We start from the raw sequence: 18,291 nt of genomic DNA on the forward strand, positions 1-18,291 counted from the left end.
GACTTGAGGGGCTTGGCTAGAGATGTAACCCCAGATGGCAATCTGATACTCCAGCTCGAGTCGGGAAAACAAGTCATTATCAGTGCTGGTGATGTTAAGCTTGAGTGAAATAAGCTGCCTGCCCCTGGTTGAGGGGCAGGCAGCTGGTATGTCTATGACTCCTTTTCCATTTTCCTGGAAAAGGCATTAAGCATATCTATAGGCAGCGGGAACACGATCGTACTGCTTTTTTCAGTAGCTATTTCAGTGAGAGTCTGCAGATAGCGGAGCTGTAAAGTGACCGGTTCTCTGGCAATAACATCGGCGGCGTCTGCCAGTCTGGCGGATGCCTGATATTCACCCTCAGCGTGGATAACCTTAGCCCTTCTTTCTCTTTCTGCTTCTGCTTGCCTGGCCATGGAGCGGCGCATGGTTTCCGGAAGCTCTACATCTTTAATTTCAACCGTACTGACTTTTATACCCCAGGGATCGGTATGTTCGTCGATAATTTCCTGCAGAGTCTGGTTAAGCTGCTCCCGTTTACTGAGAAGTTCGTCCAGTTCGGATTGGCCGAGTACGTTTCGAAGCGTGGTTTGAGAGATTTGAGAGGTAGCCTTGATATGGTCAAGCACTTTGATAACGGCATCTGATGGATTAACTACACGGAAATAAACTACTGCATTAACACGTACTGTCACGTTATCTTTTGTGATGACATCTTGTGCCGGCACATCCATAGTTACCACACGCAGGTCGACCTTAACCATGCGATCGATAAAAGGGATGATAAAAAACAATCCCGGGCCTTTCGCTCCAATGAGCCTGCCCAGGCGGAATATCACCCCTCTTTCATACTCCGACACTACACGAACAGACATACTGAAGATAGTAAACAAGAGAAACAGTCCTATTGCCAGGTAAATATAATCCATTAATTGCCTCCTTTTTCTGATTTAGATACATATAGGGTCAGGCCTTCCGATTTAGTGATAATTACTGTTTCGCCTATTTCTGCTTTCCCTTCGTCTAGCACGGCTTTCCATATTTCACCTTCCAGAAATACCGTACCGACCGGTGATAGGGCAGTGTGTACTAAAACTGTTTTCCCTTTGAGGTCTTCACTGCCTGTAGTCGCTTGCGTGCGATGTGCTGCAACCACTCTCTGGATAACGAAAACCAGGAAAGCAGTAATAATCACCAATATAGCTGCTATTAACCAAGGATTCACACTAAATAATTGCCCTCCTTTAAACAATATTAAAGAACCGATGGCGAATGAAACAATTCCGCCGACGGTAAGTATACCAAAAGTTGGGGTAAAAGCTTCAGCAATAAATAGTCCAACGGCAATAACCATTAGAAGAATCCCGGCATAGTTCACTGGCAGGACACCGAGTGAATAAAAAGCCAGCAATCCGGAAATGGCTCCAACCACTCCGGGGAGTATCAGCCCCGGATTGAATAGCTCAACGGTAATCCCCAGAATGGCAAGGCTAAGTAGGATATAGGCTATGTTGGGGTCAGTTAAAGCCAATAGCAAGCCTTCGGTAAAGCTCATGCCGATATGAGTAACCTGACTATTTTTGGTAGATAGCGTTACTGTTGAATTATCAGGGCGGGTTATTTCCCTGCCGTCAATGGCATCGAGCAAGCTTTCAAGGGTTGGGGCAACAATGTCTATGACATTCAAAGACAGGGCTTCTCCGGCTGATACAGAAGCTGCTTCTCTTACTGCCAGTTCAGCCCATTCTACATTACGGTTGCGCGCTTCAGCCAGAGATCGGGCATAGGCGATAGAATCGTTGAGAAGTTTAGCTTTCATTTCGTCGCTGAGCTCAGTTTCGCCATCGCTACCCAGAGCTACCGGAGTAGCAGCGCCAATAGCAGTATTTGGAGCCATTGCTGCGACATCTGCAGCTATGGTGATATAAAAACCAGCAGATGCTGCCTTGCCCCCCGGCTTGACATAAACAGCTACAGGCATTGGGGCGTTGTTTATCGTCTGGATAATGTCCTGCATGGCATCTCCAAGGCCGCCGGGTGTGTCCATCAGAATTACCACCAGCTCTGATTCGCTGTTAGCAGCTTCATCAAATACTCTGGATATATATTCAGCCTGTACCGGCGTAATAACGCCTTCCAGGTCAAGTGTGGTAACCAGAAGGTTGTTGTCATTTGCTGCGACTGGCAGCTGAACGATTCCTGAAAGAAGGGCTACAACTGAAATCAGCAACAGATATTGTCTTCTGAGCAATTGATCTTTCATAGTTAGAGTATAACCCTACGTTGGCATGGGCGCAACTGCCATTAGAGGCTAAAAACAGGTATAATAAAGTTGAATGAAGCCCTGTTCTATTGTAGAATTGACGGGTTTTCAGCTTAGAAAGGTTGTGATAAATGATTCAACATTGCAAGGGATTTAAAGACATGTTGCCACAGGAGATGGCTGCTTTTAGAAAGGTGGAATCGGCATTTCTGCAGGCAGCTTCAGGTTGGGGGTATCAGGAAGTGCGGACTCCCACTATTGAATATCTTTATTTGTTTACTTCAGCAGGCACTTTAACACCAGGCAAGCTACGGCGCACATATTCATTCCTTGATTGGGATGGTTGGAGCGGCGAAAGAGTCGTGTTAAGACCGGATGCCACTATCCCGGTTGCACGTATGTATGCTGAATGCTTGGCTGACAAACCTCAGACAAGGCTATCTTATATTGCCAATACATTTATGTTTGATGATACCGGTAAAAAAAACCGGGAACGCTGGCAGCTTGGCGCTGAGTATATTGGATCAAGCTCAGCCCTTGCAGACGCTGAGTTGGTTGCGCTTGCATTGGAGGTTACAGAGCAGTTGGCCGTGCCGAAAGTACGCATTAGGCTCTCGCACTCGGGATTGATTGCTGCCTTGCTTGAACAATCCGGCTTTAAAGCTGAAGAATATAACAGCATTTTCGATGAATTGTTAGATGGTAACGAAGGTGCTATGGAAAGAGTCAAAGAAGCCAGCCCTCAACTGGCCAGATTATTCTCTTTGATGTTGACTATGAAAGGAAAATCCGCTGGGTATTTGAAGAATCTAAAGGCTTTACTGGATGAAACGCTGACTGGGGCAAAATGCGCAATCGATGATTTCGTAGCTACAACCGAAGCCATCCAGGCGCTGGGAGTTGAATACGAAATTAACCTTGCTGCTGCGAAAGGTTATGAATATTACACCGGTATAATCTTCCATGTTTTATCTGGGGATGAAATAATTGGAGGAGGGGGCCGATACGATAACCTTATTAGCCTGCTGGGTGGTAAAGACGTTCCAGCGGCAGGCTTCGGTCTTTATATGGACAAGCTGATAGGACTATCTGGTTTTAGGCTGGAAGAGTCTAAGCAAGCAGATTCAATAATGATAACGAACACCGGTCATGCCATAAATCGGAAGATCGAGCTTGCCCGTAAACTCAGGCAGGCTGGTTACAGTGTGACATTGGCATCGGAAAATCAGGAGAAAATTTGTAACAGATTTTGTATTACTGTGAGTGATAATTTGTTGGATTATGTATTGCATGACAATTCAACCGGAAGCAGAATAAACGTACCTGCTGTTGAGGATCTGTGTGATATTTTAGCCAAGGGGGACAATCTTGATTAGAATAGCCCTGCCCAAGGGGCCTCTTCTTGGCGAAACGGCTGAATTGCTACAAAATACAGGGTGGGGGCTGGATGACTATTCAAAAAACGCACGCCTCTATCGCCTGAAAGCGGAAAAATTTCCCGGCGCACAAATTAAAATATTGCAAGACAAGGATATACCGATTCAGGTATCAGTAGGGAATTACGATGTCGGTATTTGTTCTAAAGAATGGGTTGAGGAGCTTGCAAGTCGTTACCCCTCCAGTTCCCTGGTTAAATTAAAACCGCTTGGTTACGGGGGGCGTTTGTTATTTGCAGCAGTCAGCCCTGATAGCTCGTTCAACCACGTCCGGGATTTGCTGAATTGCAATAAGGCTATACGTATTGCATCAGAGTATCCAAACATTGCTCAAAGTTTTGCTTCTTCTTTGCGCCTCAGGCATTTTTTGATATTTCCGGTATGGGGAGGGGCCGAAGGCTATCCACCCGATGATGCTGATGTGGTAATCATTTCAGCCGATAATCCGGAAGATGTGGCAAGGCGTGGATTAAAACCCCTACAGCAGGTTTTGTATTCAGAAGCAATGCTCGTTGCTAATCGAGAAAGCCTGATGCAAAAAGACCTGGCTGGTGTAATATCATCGGTAATACCTGAAATTAAGGCAGAAAAAGCCAAACCGGTGATTGAAAAAATATCACCTCATTACACCTTACCGAGAACAAGCACTCAGGATGCGGGAATTGTACGTCTTGCTTTACCCGATGGTCACCAGCAGGCGCATGTTAAAAAAATACTGGATCGAGCCGGAATAGAAATATCTGACTATCCATCAAGTACTGGCAAACGGCGCCCGACTTCCAATATTGAAGGGATCTCGATAAAAGTTATACGTCCCCAGGATATGCCTCTTCAGGTGGCAAACGGGAGGTTCGATGTCGCGATAACCGGGCGAGACTGGCTGACCGATCACCTGTATAAATTCCCTACTAGCCCATTGGTGGAATTGCTTGATTTGAAATATGGTAAAGTAAGGATTGTTGCGGTAGTAGATGCAAAACTTGGGGTAAAAACCGTCACCGAATTATTAGCTGTACGCCAGGAAAGTGGTAAACCGTATCGTATAGCTACAGAATATATCAATATAGCTGACCGCTACGCCCAGGAAAAACGCCTGGGTCGTTATTGTATTATACCAACATGGGGAGCAACCGAGGCTTTTATACCAGAAGATGCAGACATGTTGATTGAGAATACAGAAACTGGCGGTACAATTGCCCGCCATAATTTGGAAATAATTGATACCCTTTTTATTTCCACAGCATGTTTGATTGGCCGAAGGGAAGACAAAGAAGAACCAGCAAAAAAGGCAATAATAGACAAGTTTGCCACACTACTGAAACAAGGATTAATCGAGGGCTGATATGAAGCGCGCAGTTGGATTTGAAGAAGCTTCCAGGCTGCTGGACAGGCAGCGAGCGGGTAGTGATTATGTTTTAAGCCCACGCCTGAAGCAAAGCTTGATGGCTATGTTTGGTGTGGAGACCGCTGATGAGGCGGTTAAAATTATTTTAGAAGAAGTACGCTCAGGGGGTGATCAAGCTTTATTTGAACTGGGCAGAAAAATTGATAAAGTTGAACTTCGGCATCTGGAAATCGGGGTTGACGAAATCAAGAAAGCCGTTTCTGAAGTACAGCCCGAAGTATATTCTGCATTAAAAATAGCGGCTGCTAAAATTAAAGAATTTCATGATGCCCAGCGAAACGCCATCCCAAATAAAATAGAAGTAAATGGATGCTGCCAGATTACTATGCCGTTACGGCGGGTTGGTGTATATGCTCCGGGTGGTACCGCCAGCTATCCCTCAACTGTATTGATGACTGCGATTCCGGCAAGGTGCGCGGGAGTCAATGAGGTAGTTCTCGCCACTCCTCCCGGCAAAGACGGTAAAATACCTGCAATTACGCTGGCAGCGGCCGAGATAGCGGGAGTTGATAGCGTATTTGCCATTGGTGGCGCCCAGGCGATAGCAGCCCTGGCTTATGGCACCGATACTATTAAAGCTGTCGATAAAATCTGTGGACCTGGAAATATCTTTGTAATGCTGGCAAAAAAACAGATATTTGGTACGGTTGATATCGATGGATTGCAAGGGCCAAGCGAAGTTCTCATAATCGCTGACGAGATGAGCAATCCCGGTTTTATCGCTGATGAAATACTAGCCCAGGCTGAACATGATGCGCTGGCTCAATCGATACTGGTTACAACTTCCGCCACTTTGGCTGATATGGTTGAGTCGCTGCTCAAAGAAAAATTGGCAGATTCTAATCGGGCTGAGATTACCAGTCATTCCATAGAGAGTGTTGGGATAATAGCGGTTATCGACACACTTGAACAAGCTATAAACCTGGCTAATATGTATGCGCCCGAACATTTGGTAGTAGATGTCAGAACTGCCGATGTAGATGTAAAAAAATTCATTAGTGCGGGGTGCATATTCACCGGAAGTCATCCTACTGTTCCTATGGGAGATTATGTAAGTGGTCCAAGCCACGCTCTGCCTACCAGCGGTACAGCTCGATTCAGCTCACCCCTGAATGTCAGTGATTTTATCAGGTGCTATAATGTGGTCAATGTGGACGAAAATATGTTGAGGGAACTTGGACCTTCTGCAATTGTTATTGCGCGCTCTGAAGGGCTGACTGCACATGCAAGAGCGGTTGAAAACCGCCTTAAAAGCATTGGAGGAATATAGTGGATGATCCTGGACCACTGAATAGAATACGTACAGATTTAAGGGAATTTGCCAGCTATTCAGCCCATACCTCACCGGATTTAATGAAAAAAAAGTTTGGGTTGAGTCTCGATGAAATTATTAAACTGGACGCAAACGAAAACCCTTATGGCTGCTCTCCCAGAGTGATTGAATCACTGGAAAACTGCGACTCTTACAGTATTTATCCGGATGCCGCTCAATCAGAACTGCGCCAGAAACTCTCTTTATACACATCGATGCCGAAAGAATGTATTGTCTGTGGTGCCGGATCTGATCAGCTCATCGATTTAATTTTACGTCTTACTATTAATCCGGGCGATGAGATAATCAATCTCCCTCCTACTTTTGGAATGTACAGTTTTTATGCAAAGCTCTCACGCGCCGTGATTGTTGAAGTCGACCGGAAAGAAGATTTCAGCTTCGACTGTGCGGAAGTATTGAATCATATCAATCCGCGCACCCGCCTTATCTTTTTAGCCAATCCAAATAATCCATCTGGCAACACTGCGCCAAAACAGGATATTCAAGTAATTTTGGAAACCGGAGTCCTGGTAGTGGTTGATGAGGCTTATTACGAATTTTGTGGGGAAACCGTTGCGCCGTGGGTTGAGCGGTACGATAATCTAGTGGTACTAAGAACTTTCAGTAAATGGGCAGGGCTCGCCGGGTTAAGAGTAGGTTATGGTATTTTCCCCCAATACATGGCTGACTACCTGATGCGGATAAAAGACCCGTACGCAATCACAGTAGCCGGCCAAACTGCAGCAATTGCCTCTTTGGAAGACAAGGAATTATTATTACAAAGAATTGAAAGCATAATTTTTGAAAGAGAGCGGTTATTTGGCAAACTAAGCATTTTGGAAGGATTAACTCCGACACCTTCCAAAGCCAATTTTATACTCTGTCGTTTACATAACGGTGGTGCTGCCCATGTTACCGAGCAGCTTAAACAGCGTGGAATACTGGTGAGGTATTTTAATACTCCTGGATTGCGCGACTATTTCAGGATTAGTGTTGGACGACCGGAACAAAACGATATAGCCCTGGAAAGCATCAGAGAAATACTTGGGGAGGATACACAATGGTAGAAAGAACTTCCGAGAAGAAAAGAGAGACACGGGAAACGAATATTAATGTATATCTAAACGTTGACGGTACAGGACATACCGAGATTACTACCGGCATACGCTTATTTGATCATCTTTTAGACCAGCTTGGAAGGCATGGTTTGTTCGATCTCAGGGTATCCGCAACCGGCGATGACGCTCATCATCTTGTAGAAGACGTTGCCATAGTATTGGCTCACACTTTAGACGAAGCCCTTGGTGAAAAAAGAGGAATAGTACGCATGGCAGATGCGACTGTACCGATGGATGATGCTTTGGCAACGGTAGCAGTAGATATTAGCGGGCGTGGCTATTCTGTTCTTGATATGGAATTTGAGGGTAATGACTTGTTTGGTTTTTCTACCGACCTCATTCGTCATTTCCTGGAAACATTTGCCCGTGAAGCCAAAATAAACTTACATGGTGGAGTGGCATACGGTATAAATGACCATCACAAGGCAGAAGCGTTTTTTAAAGCTCTTGGAAGAGCCCTCGAGAGGGCTACCCGTATTGACTCGAGGATTGCGGGTGAAATCCCCTCTACCAAAGAAGTACTTTAGCCCTTATCTAAAGGTGCGGCTGGTGATCTTTTCGTAAGCCATCCGGTACCGTTTGGATGCCGTGTTTATTACGTCATCCGGCAGAACAGGACCCGGCGGGATTTTGTTCCAGCCACTTCTGGAAAGCCAATCTCTGATAGGTTGCTTGTCAAAGCTATCTTGAGGCTGACCAACCTTGTAAGTGTTTTTATCCCAGAAACGTGATGAATCTGGGGTAAGCATTTCATCAATAACAATCAGCTTGCCATCATAAATACCAAATTCAAATTTGGTATCAGCTATGATGAAACCATGGGTGGAAGCATATTTAAGAGCATGGTTATATAATTCAATACTCTTCTGTTTAAGAGAGCAGGCTGTTTTTTTTCCGACTGTATTTTCCAGCGTGGCATAGTCAATAGGCATATCATGGCCTTCATCGGCTTTGGTGGTCGGAGTAAACACTGGCTGCGGTAATTGTTGGCTTTCCAGAAGACCGGGTATTATTTCTACACTGCAAATCGATCCTTGCTGCTGGTATTCACTCCAGCCTGACCCTGCCAGATAACCGCGAACGACGCATTCAACAGCAATTCGCTCAGCTTTTTTTACTATGACTGATCTGCCTTTTAAATACTCCGGATATTGAAACCTTTTAGCTGGAGGAAGGAAATCGTCAAGTATAGATACATCATCAACACTGGCAACCAAATGGTTTGGTATTACATGGGATGTATTTTCCATCCAAAATATTGACATCTGATTAAGAATTTTCCCTTTTTCAGGAATACCGCAAGGTAATATAACATCAAATGCCGAGATACGATCAGTAGTTATGATTAATAGATGCTCCCCGAGGTCGTAGGTATCACGGACCTTACCACGTATAAAAAGTGGCAAAGGCAGATCTGTTTTAAGTAATATCTCGCTATCGAACGGCATTATATTGCTCCAGGTGCCAGATTATTATCGATTGATGCTTGAGGTTTTTTCTTCCATTGAGTGCGAGTGAGTCCAAGACGTTTGAAAATATCATCGACGTGTTTAATATAGTAGTCATAATCGAAAAGCCGGTCGATTTCTTCTTCAGTAAAAGACTGGTTCGCTCGTGGATCCTTTTTTAACAAGGTGATAAATTTGTTTTTCCCTTGCCAGCTTTTCATGGCATTGGACTGGACAATTTCATAAGCTTGCTGCCGGGTTAAACCTTTATCTATAAGGGCGAGCATTACTCTCTGTGAAAAGAGTAGTCCTTTTGAAATCTCCATATTGCGCTTCATGTTTTCAGGGAAAACCTTTAAACCACTCATTATTCCGCTAAAAAGACCGATCATATAATCCAGCAACAGACAGCTATCCGGCAAAATTACTCTCTCGGCTGACGAATGGGAGATATCTCTTTCATGCCAGAGGGCGATATTTTCCATGGCAGTTAACGAATATCCCCGAATAAGACGAGCAAGGCCGCAAATCCTTTCGCACAGTTCAGGATTGCGCTTGTGTGGCATAGAAGAAGAACCGGTTTGGCCGGGTGCAAAAGGCTCCTCAGCTTCATGAAACTCGGTTTTTTGCAGAGCTCTTATCTCGGTTGCAAATTTTTCTAAAGAGCAGGCGATCAGAGCAATAGTGGTTATGAATTGGGCGTGGCGGTCACGTTGCAGTATCTGGTTAGAGATAGAGGCTGGGGAAAGGCATAACTTGGAGCAAGTTTTTTCCTCGATTTCGGGCGGAACATTGGCATAAGTGCCAACAGCGCCGCTTATCTTGCCAACTGCGATGATACGGGTAGCATCGATCAAGCGCTGGCGATGGCGCTTCATTTCTTCCATCCATAAAGCCAGTTTTAAACCAAAGGTGATAGGTTCGGCATGCACACCATGAGTGCGGCCCATCATAATAGTGTATTTGTGCTCTATGGCTTTTTCAGCCAGAGTATTTACTATATCTTTAATACCCTCATTCAAAAGGTTTGCGGCTTCTACCATCTGCAAGCTCAACGCTGTATCCATCACGTCATTAGAGGTAAGGCCAAGGTGGATAAAGCGCGATTCTGGACCGATACTTTCGGCAATAGAACCCAGAAATGCCGTCATATCGTGATGGGTTTCCTGGAGGATATCAGCCATACGTTTCATATCAAGACGAGCCAATTTGATTTTTGGGATTGCATTGCGTGGAATGCGCCCTGTTTCAGACCACGCCTCACATACTGCTATTTCAACTTCCAGCCATTTCGAGTACTTGTTGGCGTCACTCCAGATTTCTTTCATCTGAGGGCGACAATATCTTTCGATCATTAATTGCTCCTTGAACTAAAGTTAGGAACTGGCAAGTTCCTGGCGATATATTTTTAATTGTTTTGCGATTTCAGGGTATTTTATAGCCAAGATTTCCGCAGCGAGATAAGCAGCATTCTTGGCACCAGCCTTGCCGATGGTGACAGTTGCTACCGGAATTCCGGCTGGCATTTGGACAATAGCGTAGAGAGAATCAAGCCCTTTGAGGTCACTGGAAGCAAGCGGTACACCAATCACCGGCAGAGTTGTCCAACTGGCAATTACTCCGGGCAGATGCGCCGCATAGCCAGCACCGGCTATGATTACTTCGAATCCCTGGTTTTGTGCAGAGGATGCAAATTCTCTGGCTTTTTCCGGAGTGCGGTGGGCGGAGATGGTGAAAAACTCGTAATTTACTCCGAACTTTTCCAGGATATCAGCAGCAGCTTGCATGATTTCTGCATCTGATTTTGAACCCATTACTATAGCAACTTTACTCATCCAGTTCTTCTCCGTTTATGTCCTCTTGATAAGGGCAATATCTTTGCGATAATAACAGTCTTTATAACTGATGCGCTTGATGTTGTCATAAACTTTTGTGCGTGCTTCATCTATGCTGTTTCCGGTTGCAACTACAGAAAGCACGCGCCCGCCGCTGGTGACCACACACCCTTGTTTGTCCAGAGTGGTACCAGCGTGAAATACCATAATATCCCGGTCTACATCGTCCAAGCCGGATATCGGATAACCTGTTTGATATTTTCCCGGGTACCCGCCGCTGGCCATCACGACCCCAACGCAGGCTTTGCTGCTCCATTCAATCAGCACCTGCTCCAGCCGGTTTTCGGATATCGCCAGCATTACATCCAGCAGGTCGGTTTCCAGGCGAGGGAGAATAACTTGAGTTTCCGGATCACCAAAACGGGCATTAAACTCAAGTACTTTAGGGCCATGGTTCGTAAGCATCAATCCGCCATATAATATACCCTTGTAAGGACGGTTTTCCTCGCGTAGGTATTTAATAACCGGCTGCATAATGGTGCCAGAAATCTCCCGGCCCATATCACCAGTGTAAAACTCTGGCGGGCTATAGCTCCCCATACCGCCGGTATTAGGTCCGTTGTTGCCATCATATATCCGTTTGTAGTCACAGGCAGTAACTAAGGGACTGGTAAATTTTGAATCAGTGAATGCAAAGGCACTCATTTCGCGGCCGGTAAGAAATTCTTCTATGACAACGGCATTACCCGCGTTACCGAATGCTTTTTTGAGCATGATGTCTTCAAGAGCCGATGCTGCTTCGTCGATTGTTGCGGCGATAATCACGCCTTTTCCTTGGCTAAGTCCATCCGCTTTAATAACCACGGGAAAGGAAGAAGAACCGGCATACTCTTTTGCTTCATTATAATTCGAAAAAGTTCGGCTATAAGCAGCAGGTATGGCGTGCCTTAACATGAAGTCTTTAGAAAAAGCTTTACTGGCTTCAATCTGGGCAGCTGCTTTGGAGGGTCCAAAAACTGCCATTCCTTTTTCTTCAAGCCGATCGACCAAGCCTTTAGAAAGTGGTATTTCCGGACCAACAACAACCAGTTGGATATCTCTTTCAGCAATAGCCAACATCAAGCCTTCGATATCGCTGGCCTCAATCGGAATATTTTCTGCTATTCGAGCAGTACCAGCGTTACCCGGGGCAACATAAAGATTGTTTATCTTGGGGCTAAGGGATAATTTCCAGGCTATGGTATGTTCCCTGGCGCCTCCGCCGACAATGAATACGTTCATCCGGTTATTCCCACTCAATGGTTCCTGGGGGTTTGGAGGTAATATCGTAAACAACCCGGTTAACTCCATCAACTTCATTCACAATGCGATTAGAAATGTTGGCAAGAAGATCGTAGGGGAGTCTTGCCCAGTCTGCCGTCATCGCATCGATGCTGGTAACAGCGCGCAGCGCTACAAGGTACCCGTAGGTACGGAAATCACCCATAACTCCGACACTTTTCACGTCGGTCAAAATTGCAAAACTTTGCCAAAGTTCCCCATATAGTTTTGCTTTTTTAATTTCGTTCATTACGATCCAATCTGCATTGCGGAGGATATCAAGCTTTTCACGGGTAACTTCTCCAATGATTCGTATGGCAAGACCGGGGCCGGGGAAAGGCTGTCGCCAAACCATCTCCTCTGGGAGCCCGAGCTCAAGACCGACCTTCCGGACTTCGTCCTTGAAAAGGAATCTCAATGGTTCAAGAAGCTTGAACGTCATGTTTGATGGCAAGCCGCCTACGTTGTGATGAGTTTTAATTTTTGCTGAGGCCTTACTGACCGAAGAAACACTTTCAATAACATCCGGATATAAAGTCCCCTGGGCAAGGAAATCAACCTTTCCAATTTTAGATGCTTCCTCTTCGAAAGTGCTGATAAACTCAGCGCCAATGGTTTTCCTTTTGGTTTCCGGATCGGTTATTCCTTTCAGACGATTCAAAAACCGATCGGTAGCGTCTACATAATTTATGCGCATGCCAAGATTTTGCCGGAAAACTTTAAGAGTGCGCTCTCCCTCCTGACGGCGAAGCAGCCCGTTGTTAACAAAAATACAAGTCAGCTGATCTCCAATAGCGCGATGGATGAGAGTAGCCACTACAGATGAATCAACTCCGCCAGAAAGCGCAGCAATAACCTTTCCCTTGCCAACTTCACGGCGAATATGATTGATACTTTCATTAATAAAATTCCCGGTAGTCCAATTACCGTGGCAACCGCATATGTTATAAACGAAGTTTTTCAGAAGAGTTTTACCATAGGGTGTATGTGATACTTCCGGGTGGAATTGCATCCCAAACACGTTATCTTTACTACCCATTACTGCTACCGGCGAGTTTTCAGTATAAGCCATAGCTGTAAAACCCGGAGGCATTTCCACGACCCTGTCCCCGTGGCTCATCCAAACCGGAGAGGAGTCTGGTATATCGGCAAATAAGGGAGAGTCACTATTATTCAAATTGAGCAGGGAATGCCCATACTCTTTGTGATCTCCAGTCTCGACTTTACCACCCAGCTGATAGGCAAGAACCTGCTGTCCATAACATATTCCTAAGATCGGGAGTTTAGCTGAATACACGTAGGAAGGGGCAAGCGGGGCATCCGGAGCATATACTGAACTCGGTCCTCCAGATAAAATGAACCCCTTGGGGTTGAGGTGAGAAATCTTTTCCCAGGGTGTATCATGGCTGATAAGCTCGCAGTAGACATCAAGTTCGCGTATGCGCCTGGCAATCAGCAGCGTATACTGAGAGCCAAAATCTATTATTATAATAGTTTCCTGTTTTGTTGGGGCAATTGAATCGGAAGCCAGGGGTTGTTCCCCTTTAATTTCCCTGGAAATTTCCAGATAAGTGGAGACTTCGATATCTCCACTTGTAGATACCCGGTATGCTTCCTCTTTATCGGGGTTTTGGGTCTCTTCGGTCATGCTTGCAACCTTTTAGTGAAAGATTATCATTATGCTATACTAGCGTCAAGTTTGGTAACATATAGAAAGTACGTAAAAATGGGTACCAAAATTGATTTGGCAGAACAGATTACGGCTGCCGTAGAAACACTGGTTTCTGGAGGAGTCGTCGCTTTTCCAACGGATACTGTTTATGGTTTGGGGGCAGTTTACAACAATTGTGATGCGATACGCAGGATTTATTCTATAAAAGGCCGATCGAGAACCAAGGCGTTGCCTTTAATAATCGCTGATTATCACCAATTAGAGGAAATCACAAGCTCGATAAGTAATTGTGCCAGACTTCTAATGCAAGCCTTCTGGCCAGGTGCGCTTACCTTGGTATTGCCAAGGTCGGGTAACGTCGCAGATGATATTACTGGCGGGCTGAATACCGTAGCCGTCAGGATGCCCAATCATCCTGTTCCCCTGGCACTGGCTGGTAGAGTTGGGTGTGCCATTTGCGCTACCAGCGCCAATATAAGCGGAAGAAAAAGCTCTGCTTCTGTTGATGAGGTTAAAAACCAGCTGGGCGCACTGGTAGATTACATAATATACTGCCAAGCAGCTGGTTGCGGTACACCGTCAACCCTGGTTGATGCCACCGGAGAGATACCGAAAATTCTTCGCGAAGGGGGCATTGCCTTCGAACAGATAAATCGAATATGCAAGACAGTTTAGATGGAGGTTGAAAATTATGATAGCCGTTGGAAGTGATCATCGAGGATATCGTGTACGGCAAATAATCATGAAACTTCTCAAGGAAGAAGGCTACCAATATAAAGACTTTGGTGCTCCAGATGAACAGCCGATAGATTACCCGGATGTAGCCCGTGTGGTGGGTGAGGAGATAGCCAGAGGGGCAGCGGATAGGGGAATATTAGTTTGCGGCACCGGGATTGGTGTATGCATTGCTGCTAATAAGGTCAAGGGGATACGGGCAGCCATGTGCTATGACACTTTTTGTGCCATGCGCTCGCGTCAACATAATGATGCCAATGTTTTATGCTTGCCCGGAGATGTAGCTGACATTCCAATTGAGGAAATTGTAAAAACCTTTCTCCAGACAGGGTTCGAGGGTGGGCGCCACCAGAGAAGGGTTGATAAGATAACCCAGCTAGAAAACAGATAAACACAATAAAAATATTTGCCCGAACAGGTTCACCTGATACATCTTGGGAATAATGAAAAACAGCTCGATCAAATGCTCTGTATACACCGACCTTTATATCATCTGGGAATATTGAGATTCGCATGGATGTTTAAACAAGGTGTTTTATAGCTTTCTTCCTTGACAATGAACGTGGCAACATGTTATTTTAGGCACACATAATACCATTTATTTTTCTTGTACCGTCCGTCCTTTGACAGGGCGGGTTTTTAATTATCAGTGATTGGAGTTATCAAATGCGTAGTGAAGCTGTCAAAAAAGGAATTGAAAGGGCGCCACACCGTTCCTTGATCCACGCCCTTGGAGTAAGCCCGGAAGAGATTAATCGTCCGTTTATCGGGGTAGTAAACAGCTTTACTGAAGTTGTACCCGGGCATACTCACCTGGCCAAACTGGCTGTTGCGGTTAAAGCCGGCATCCGGGAGGCTGGAGGAGTTCCCTTTGAGTTTAACACCATTGCAGTGTGTGATGGTATTGCTATGAACCATCGTGGTATGAAGTTTAGCCTGCCTTCCCGTGAACTGATATGCGATTCTATTGAAATCATGGCTGAAGCTCATGCATTTGACGGGCTGGTTTTTATGCCTAATTGCGATAAAGTAATCCCTGGTATGTTGATGGCTGCAGTAAGGCTTAATATACCCTGTGTATTTGTTAGTGGCGGCCCGATGATGGCTGGCCAAATCACACGGGGAAATAAAACCAGTTTTGTTGATTTGAATAGTGTATTCGAAGCTGTTGGTAAAGCAAAAAAAGGTGAAATTACCGAGCGGGAACTGGCAGAATTGGAGCAGGCAGCTTGTCCTGGGTGCGGCAGTTGTTCCGGTATGTTTACTGCCAATACTATGAATTGTTTGACCGAGGCATTGGGTATGGCATTACCCGGCAATGGAACTATACCTGCCATTGATAGCAAGCGAAACATGCTGGCATATGAAGCCGGAAGAACCATAATGGAGGTGGTGAAAAAAGACCTTCGTCCCCGGCAAATAATTACAGAACAGGCTATCAGTAACGCATTCATGGTTGATATGGCGCTTGGAGGAAGTACAAATTCAGTTCTTCATCTTCTTGCAGTTGCTAATGAAGCTGAAATCAGCTACCCATTGAGCCGGGTGAACGATCTGAGTGAAGTCACTCCTTGCCTATGCAAACTCAGGCCAGCAGGGGATTATCATATCGAAGATTTAAACAAGGCTGGCGGAATACCGGCAGTCATGAAACAGATTGAGACTTTAATGCATGTTAATCAGCCAACCGTAACCGGGCAAACTATTGGTGAAATCGCTGAAAAAGCTCATGTTTACGATTCTGATGTAATTCGATCGATCGGCACCGCTTACTCCAAAAAAGGCGGTTTAGCAGTGCTGTTTGGTAACATTGCCCAACAGGGCGCTGTCGTTAAACGGGCAGCAGTGGCTCCTGAGATGATGGTACATAGGGGGCCAGCACGGGTTTTTGACAGCGAAGAAGAAGCAACCAAGGCAATTATTAATAACGATATTAAATCGGGCGAAGTGCTGGTAATCAGGTATGAGGGACCAAAAGGTGGCCCCGGTATGCGTGAGATGCTTACCCCGACCTCCCTTCTCAGTGGTACTGGCAGAGATAAAGATGTCGCCCTGATTACCGATGGGCGCTTCTCAGGTGCCACCAGAGGTGCAGCTATTGGGCATGTTTCTCCGGAAGCGGCATCAGGCGGCACTATCTCTGTGGTGGAGGATGGCGATATAATCAGTATTGATATACCCAATTATTGCTTGAACGTAGAATTGAGCCAGGCTGAAATCGATAAACGTGCAAAATTGGTCAAGCAGTATTGTGCACCGGTACAAAGTGGCTATTTAAAAAGGTACGCAGAAAAAGTATCTTCGGCTAATACTGGCGCGGTATATCAAAAGTAGAGGTTATGAATAGGATATAGACCATGAAAATGACTGGTTCTCAAATATTGTGTGAAAGCTTGATTAAAGAAGGCGTTGAGGTTATATTTGGTATTCTTGGTGGCTCAATTTTACCGCTGTATGACACTCTTACCCAGTATCCCCAGTTAAGGCATGTTCTGGTTAGGCATGAACAGGCTGCTGCACATGCCGCTGCGGGGTACGCACGTGTTACCGGCAAACTTGGAGTATGCTTTGCTACATCAGGACCAGGTGCTACCAACCTCGTTACCGGTATTGCCGATGCCTTTCTTGATTCTACACCTGTTGTAGCTGTCACCGGCCAGGTAGCAACTCCGTTTATTGGCAAGGATGCCTTTCAGGAAATTGATATTATGGGTATAACGCTGCCTATTACCAAGCACAACTATCAGATTACTGATGCTGCGCTCGTTTCGCAAACAGTTAAAGAGGCGTTTTATGTAGCACGGTCTGGTCGACCAGGTCCAATCCTGATCGATATTCCGAAAGATATACAGGTAGATCAGGCTGAATTTGATTATTCTGCCCGCTTAGTAATGCCTGGATACAAGCCAACACTTAATGGCCATCCTGCTCAACTTAAGAAAGCAGCGAAACTTATTTCCGATGCCCAGAAGCCGGTGATTATCGCCGGGCACGGGATTATTATTTCCGAAGCTTATGATGAATTGAAAGAGTTTGCAGAAAAAACGCAAATTCCGGTGATTTCCACGTTGCTGGGAATAAGCTCTTTTCCAGGTTCCCATGTACTGTCATATGGTTGGCTGGGTATGCATGGCATGGCGTATGCTAACAAGGCAATTGATGATGCTGATCTGGTAATAGCCATAGGAATGCGTTTCGATGATCGGGCAACTGGCAAGGTTGCCGGATTTGCTCCTCGGGCTAAAGTGATCCATATAGATATTGATCCGGCGGAAATAGGCAAGAATGTAAGAGTAGATGTTCCAATAGTTGGTGATGTTAAGAACGTCCTGAAAAGCATGAATAAGATTATTGAACCGATGATTCGCGAGGAACGGCTTCGACAATTGGACGAATTGAAAAGCCGGCATCCATTAGGTGTGCCTGAAGGGGATGGAAAATTGCTGCCCCAATTCGTTATCAGAAAGATATACGAAGCAACCAGGGGAGAAGCAACCATAGTGACTGGAGTTGGCCAACATCAGATGTTGACTGCCCAATATTATACTTTTGATCGTCACAATACACTGGTAACTTCCGGCGGGCTGGGAACTATGGGCTTTGAGCTGCCTGCTAGTGTTGGAGCAGCCGTTGGGCGCCCAGATGAGGCGATATGGTGCATTGCAGGGGACGGCAGTTTTCAGATGACTATGCAGGAATTGGCGACTGTAGTTCAAGAAAAGCTGAATATCAAAATAGCAGTTATGAACAATGGATATCTTGGTA

The 18,291-nt window shown here is 45.5% G+C and carries 16 protein-coding genes; 9 read left to right on the plus strand and 7 right to left on the minus strand.

The genetic code is table 11. From position 1 onward, the window contains the following. Window positions 1-152 precede the first annotated feature (152 nt). Window positions 153-911: a slipin family protein gene (locus PHX29_05515; protein ID MDD5605348.1), complete on the minus strand. Its 759-nt coding sequence runs from the start codon at window positions 909-911 to the stop codon at window positions 153-155. Further along, window positions 911-2,245: a nodulation protein NfeD gene (locus PHX29_05520; GenBank protein MDD5605349.1), complete on the minus strand. Its 1,335-nt coding sequence runs from the start codon at window positions 2,243-2,245 to the stop codon at window positions 911-913. The genes PHX29_05515 and PHX29_05520 overlap by 1 nt, the downstream gene beginning before the upstream one ends. A gap of 131 nt (window positions 2,246-2,376) precedes the next feature. On the opposite strand from PHX29_05520, the gene PHX29_05525 reads away from it, so the two are divergent. From PHX29_05525 to hisB, 5 genes are read left to right on the plus strand one after another with little or no spacing between them, the layout of a single operon-like run. Next, complete coding sequence (locus tag PHX29_05525; protein ID MDD5605350.1) at window positions 2,377-3,621, plus strand: ATP phosphoribosyltransferase regulatory subunit; 1,245 nt, start codon at window positions 2,377-2,379, stop codon at window positions 3,619-3,621. Beyond that, complete coding sequence (hisG, locus tag PHX29_05530; protein MDD5605351.1) at window positions 3,614-5,023, plus strand: ATP phosphoribosyltransferase; 1,410 nt, start codon at window positions 3,614-3,616, stop codon at window positions 5,021-5,023. The genes PHX29_05525 and hisG overlap by 8 nt, the downstream gene beginning before the upstream one ends. 1 nt (window position 5,024) lies before the next feature. Further along, window positions 5,025-6,356 (plus strand): histidinol dehydrogenase, encoded by a 1,332-nt coding sequence (gene hisD / locus PHX29_05535; protein ID MDD5605352.1) that lies wholly within the window; start codon window positions 5,025-5,027, stop codon window positions 6,354-6,356. Continuing rightward, a complete protein-coding gene (gene hisC, locus PHX29_05540) occupies window positions 6,356-7,465 on the plus strand; it encodes a histidinol-phosphate transaminase (GenBank protein MDD5605353.1) in 1,110 nt (369 codons plus the stop codon). The genes hisD and hisC overlap by 1 nt, the downstream gene beginning before the upstream one ends. Further along, a complete protein-coding gene (gene hisB, locus PHX29_05545; GenBank protein MDD5605354.1) occupies window positions 7,459-8,043 on the plus strand; it encodes an imidazoleglycerol-phosphate dehydratase HisB in 585 nt (194 codons plus the stop codon). The genes hisC and hisB overlap by 7 nt, the downstream gene beginning before the upstream one ends. A 3-nt stretch (window positions 8,044-8,046) precedes the next feature. Here hisB and PHX29_05550 read toward each other — a convergent pair whose 3' ends face one another. Genes PHX29_05550 through guaA form a run of 5 tightly spaced genes read right to left on the minus strand, consistent with a single transcriptional unit; the run spans window position 8,047 to window position 13,767 of the window. Beyond that, window positions 8,047-8,964, minus strand: coding sequence for a phosphoribosylaminoimidazolesuccinocarboxamide synthase (locus tag PHX29_05550; protein ID MDD5605355.1), 918 nt, complete (start codon window positions 8,962-8,964; stop codon window positions 8,047-8,049). Then, window positions 8,964-10,319 (minus strand): adenylosuccinate lyase, encoded by a 1,356-nt coding sequence (gene purB, locus PHX29_05555; GenBank protein ID MDD5605356.1) that lies wholly within the window; start codon window positions 10,317-10,319, stop codon window positions 8,964-8,966. Before purB ends, PHX29_05550 begins: the two co-directional genes overlap by 1 nt. Before the next feature lie 21 nt (window positions 10,320-10,340). Then, a complete protein-coding gene (gene purE / locus PHX29_05560; protein ID MDD5605357.1) occupies window positions 10,341-10,799 on the minus strand; it encodes a 5-(carboxyamino)imidazole ribonucleotide mutase in 459 nt (152 codons plus the stop codon). 15 nt (window positions 10,800-10,814) lie between these two features. Next, window positions 10,815-12,080: a phosphoribosylamine--glycine ligase gene (purD, locus tag PHX29_05565; GenBank protein MDD5605358.1), complete on the minus strand. Its 1,266-nt coding sequence runs from the start codon at window positions 12,078-12,080 to the stop codon at window positions 10,815-10,817. 4 nt (window positions 12,081-12,084) lie between these two features. Continuing rightward, the gene (guaA, locus tag PHX29_05570) at window positions 12,085-13,767 is read right to left on the minus strand and encodes a glutamine-hydrolyzing GMP synthase (protein ID MDD5605359.1); all 1,683 of its coding nucleotides are present in this window, start codon (window positions 13,765-13,767) and stop codon (window positions 12,085-12,087) included. Between the two features lie 78 nt (window positions 13,768-13,845). On the opposite strand from guaA, the gene PHX29_05575 reads away from it, so the two are divergent. From PHX29_05575 to ilvB, 4 genes are all read left to right on the plus strand, one after another. Further along, entirely contained in the window at window positions 13,846-14,466 is a 621-nt protein-coding gene (locus PHX29_05575; GenBank protein MDD5605360.1) for an L-threonylcarbamoyladenylate synthase, read from the plus strand. A gap of 16 nt (window positions 14,467-14,482) precedes the next feature. Beyond that, on the plus strand, window positions 14,483-14,917 hold the full coding sequence (gene rpiB, locus PHX29_05580; protein ID MDD5605361.1) for a ribose 5-phosphate isomerase B: 435 nt from the start codon (window positions 14,483-14,485) through the stop codon (window positions 14,915-14,917). 275 nt (window positions 14,918-15,192) lie between these two features. After that, on the plus strand, window positions 15,193-16,860 hold the full coding sequence (gene ilvD / locus PHX29_05585; GenBank protein MDD5605362.1) for a dihydroxy-acid dehydratase: 1,668 nt from the start codon (window positions 15,193-15,195) through the stop codon (window positions 16,858-16,860). Between the two features lie 23 nt (window positions 16,861-16,883). Next, a partial coding sequence (ilvB, locus tag PHX29_05590; GenBank protein ID MDD5605363.1) for a biosynthetic-type acetolactate synthase large subunit occupies window positions 16,884-18,291 on the plus strand: 1,408 nt, incomplete at its 3' end.

This window comes from Dehalococcoidales bacterium, from assembly GCA_028717385.1.
In the GTDB taxonomy this organism is placed as follows: Bacteria; Chloroflexota; Dehalococcoidia; order Dehalococcoidales; family CSSed11-197; genus CSSed11-197.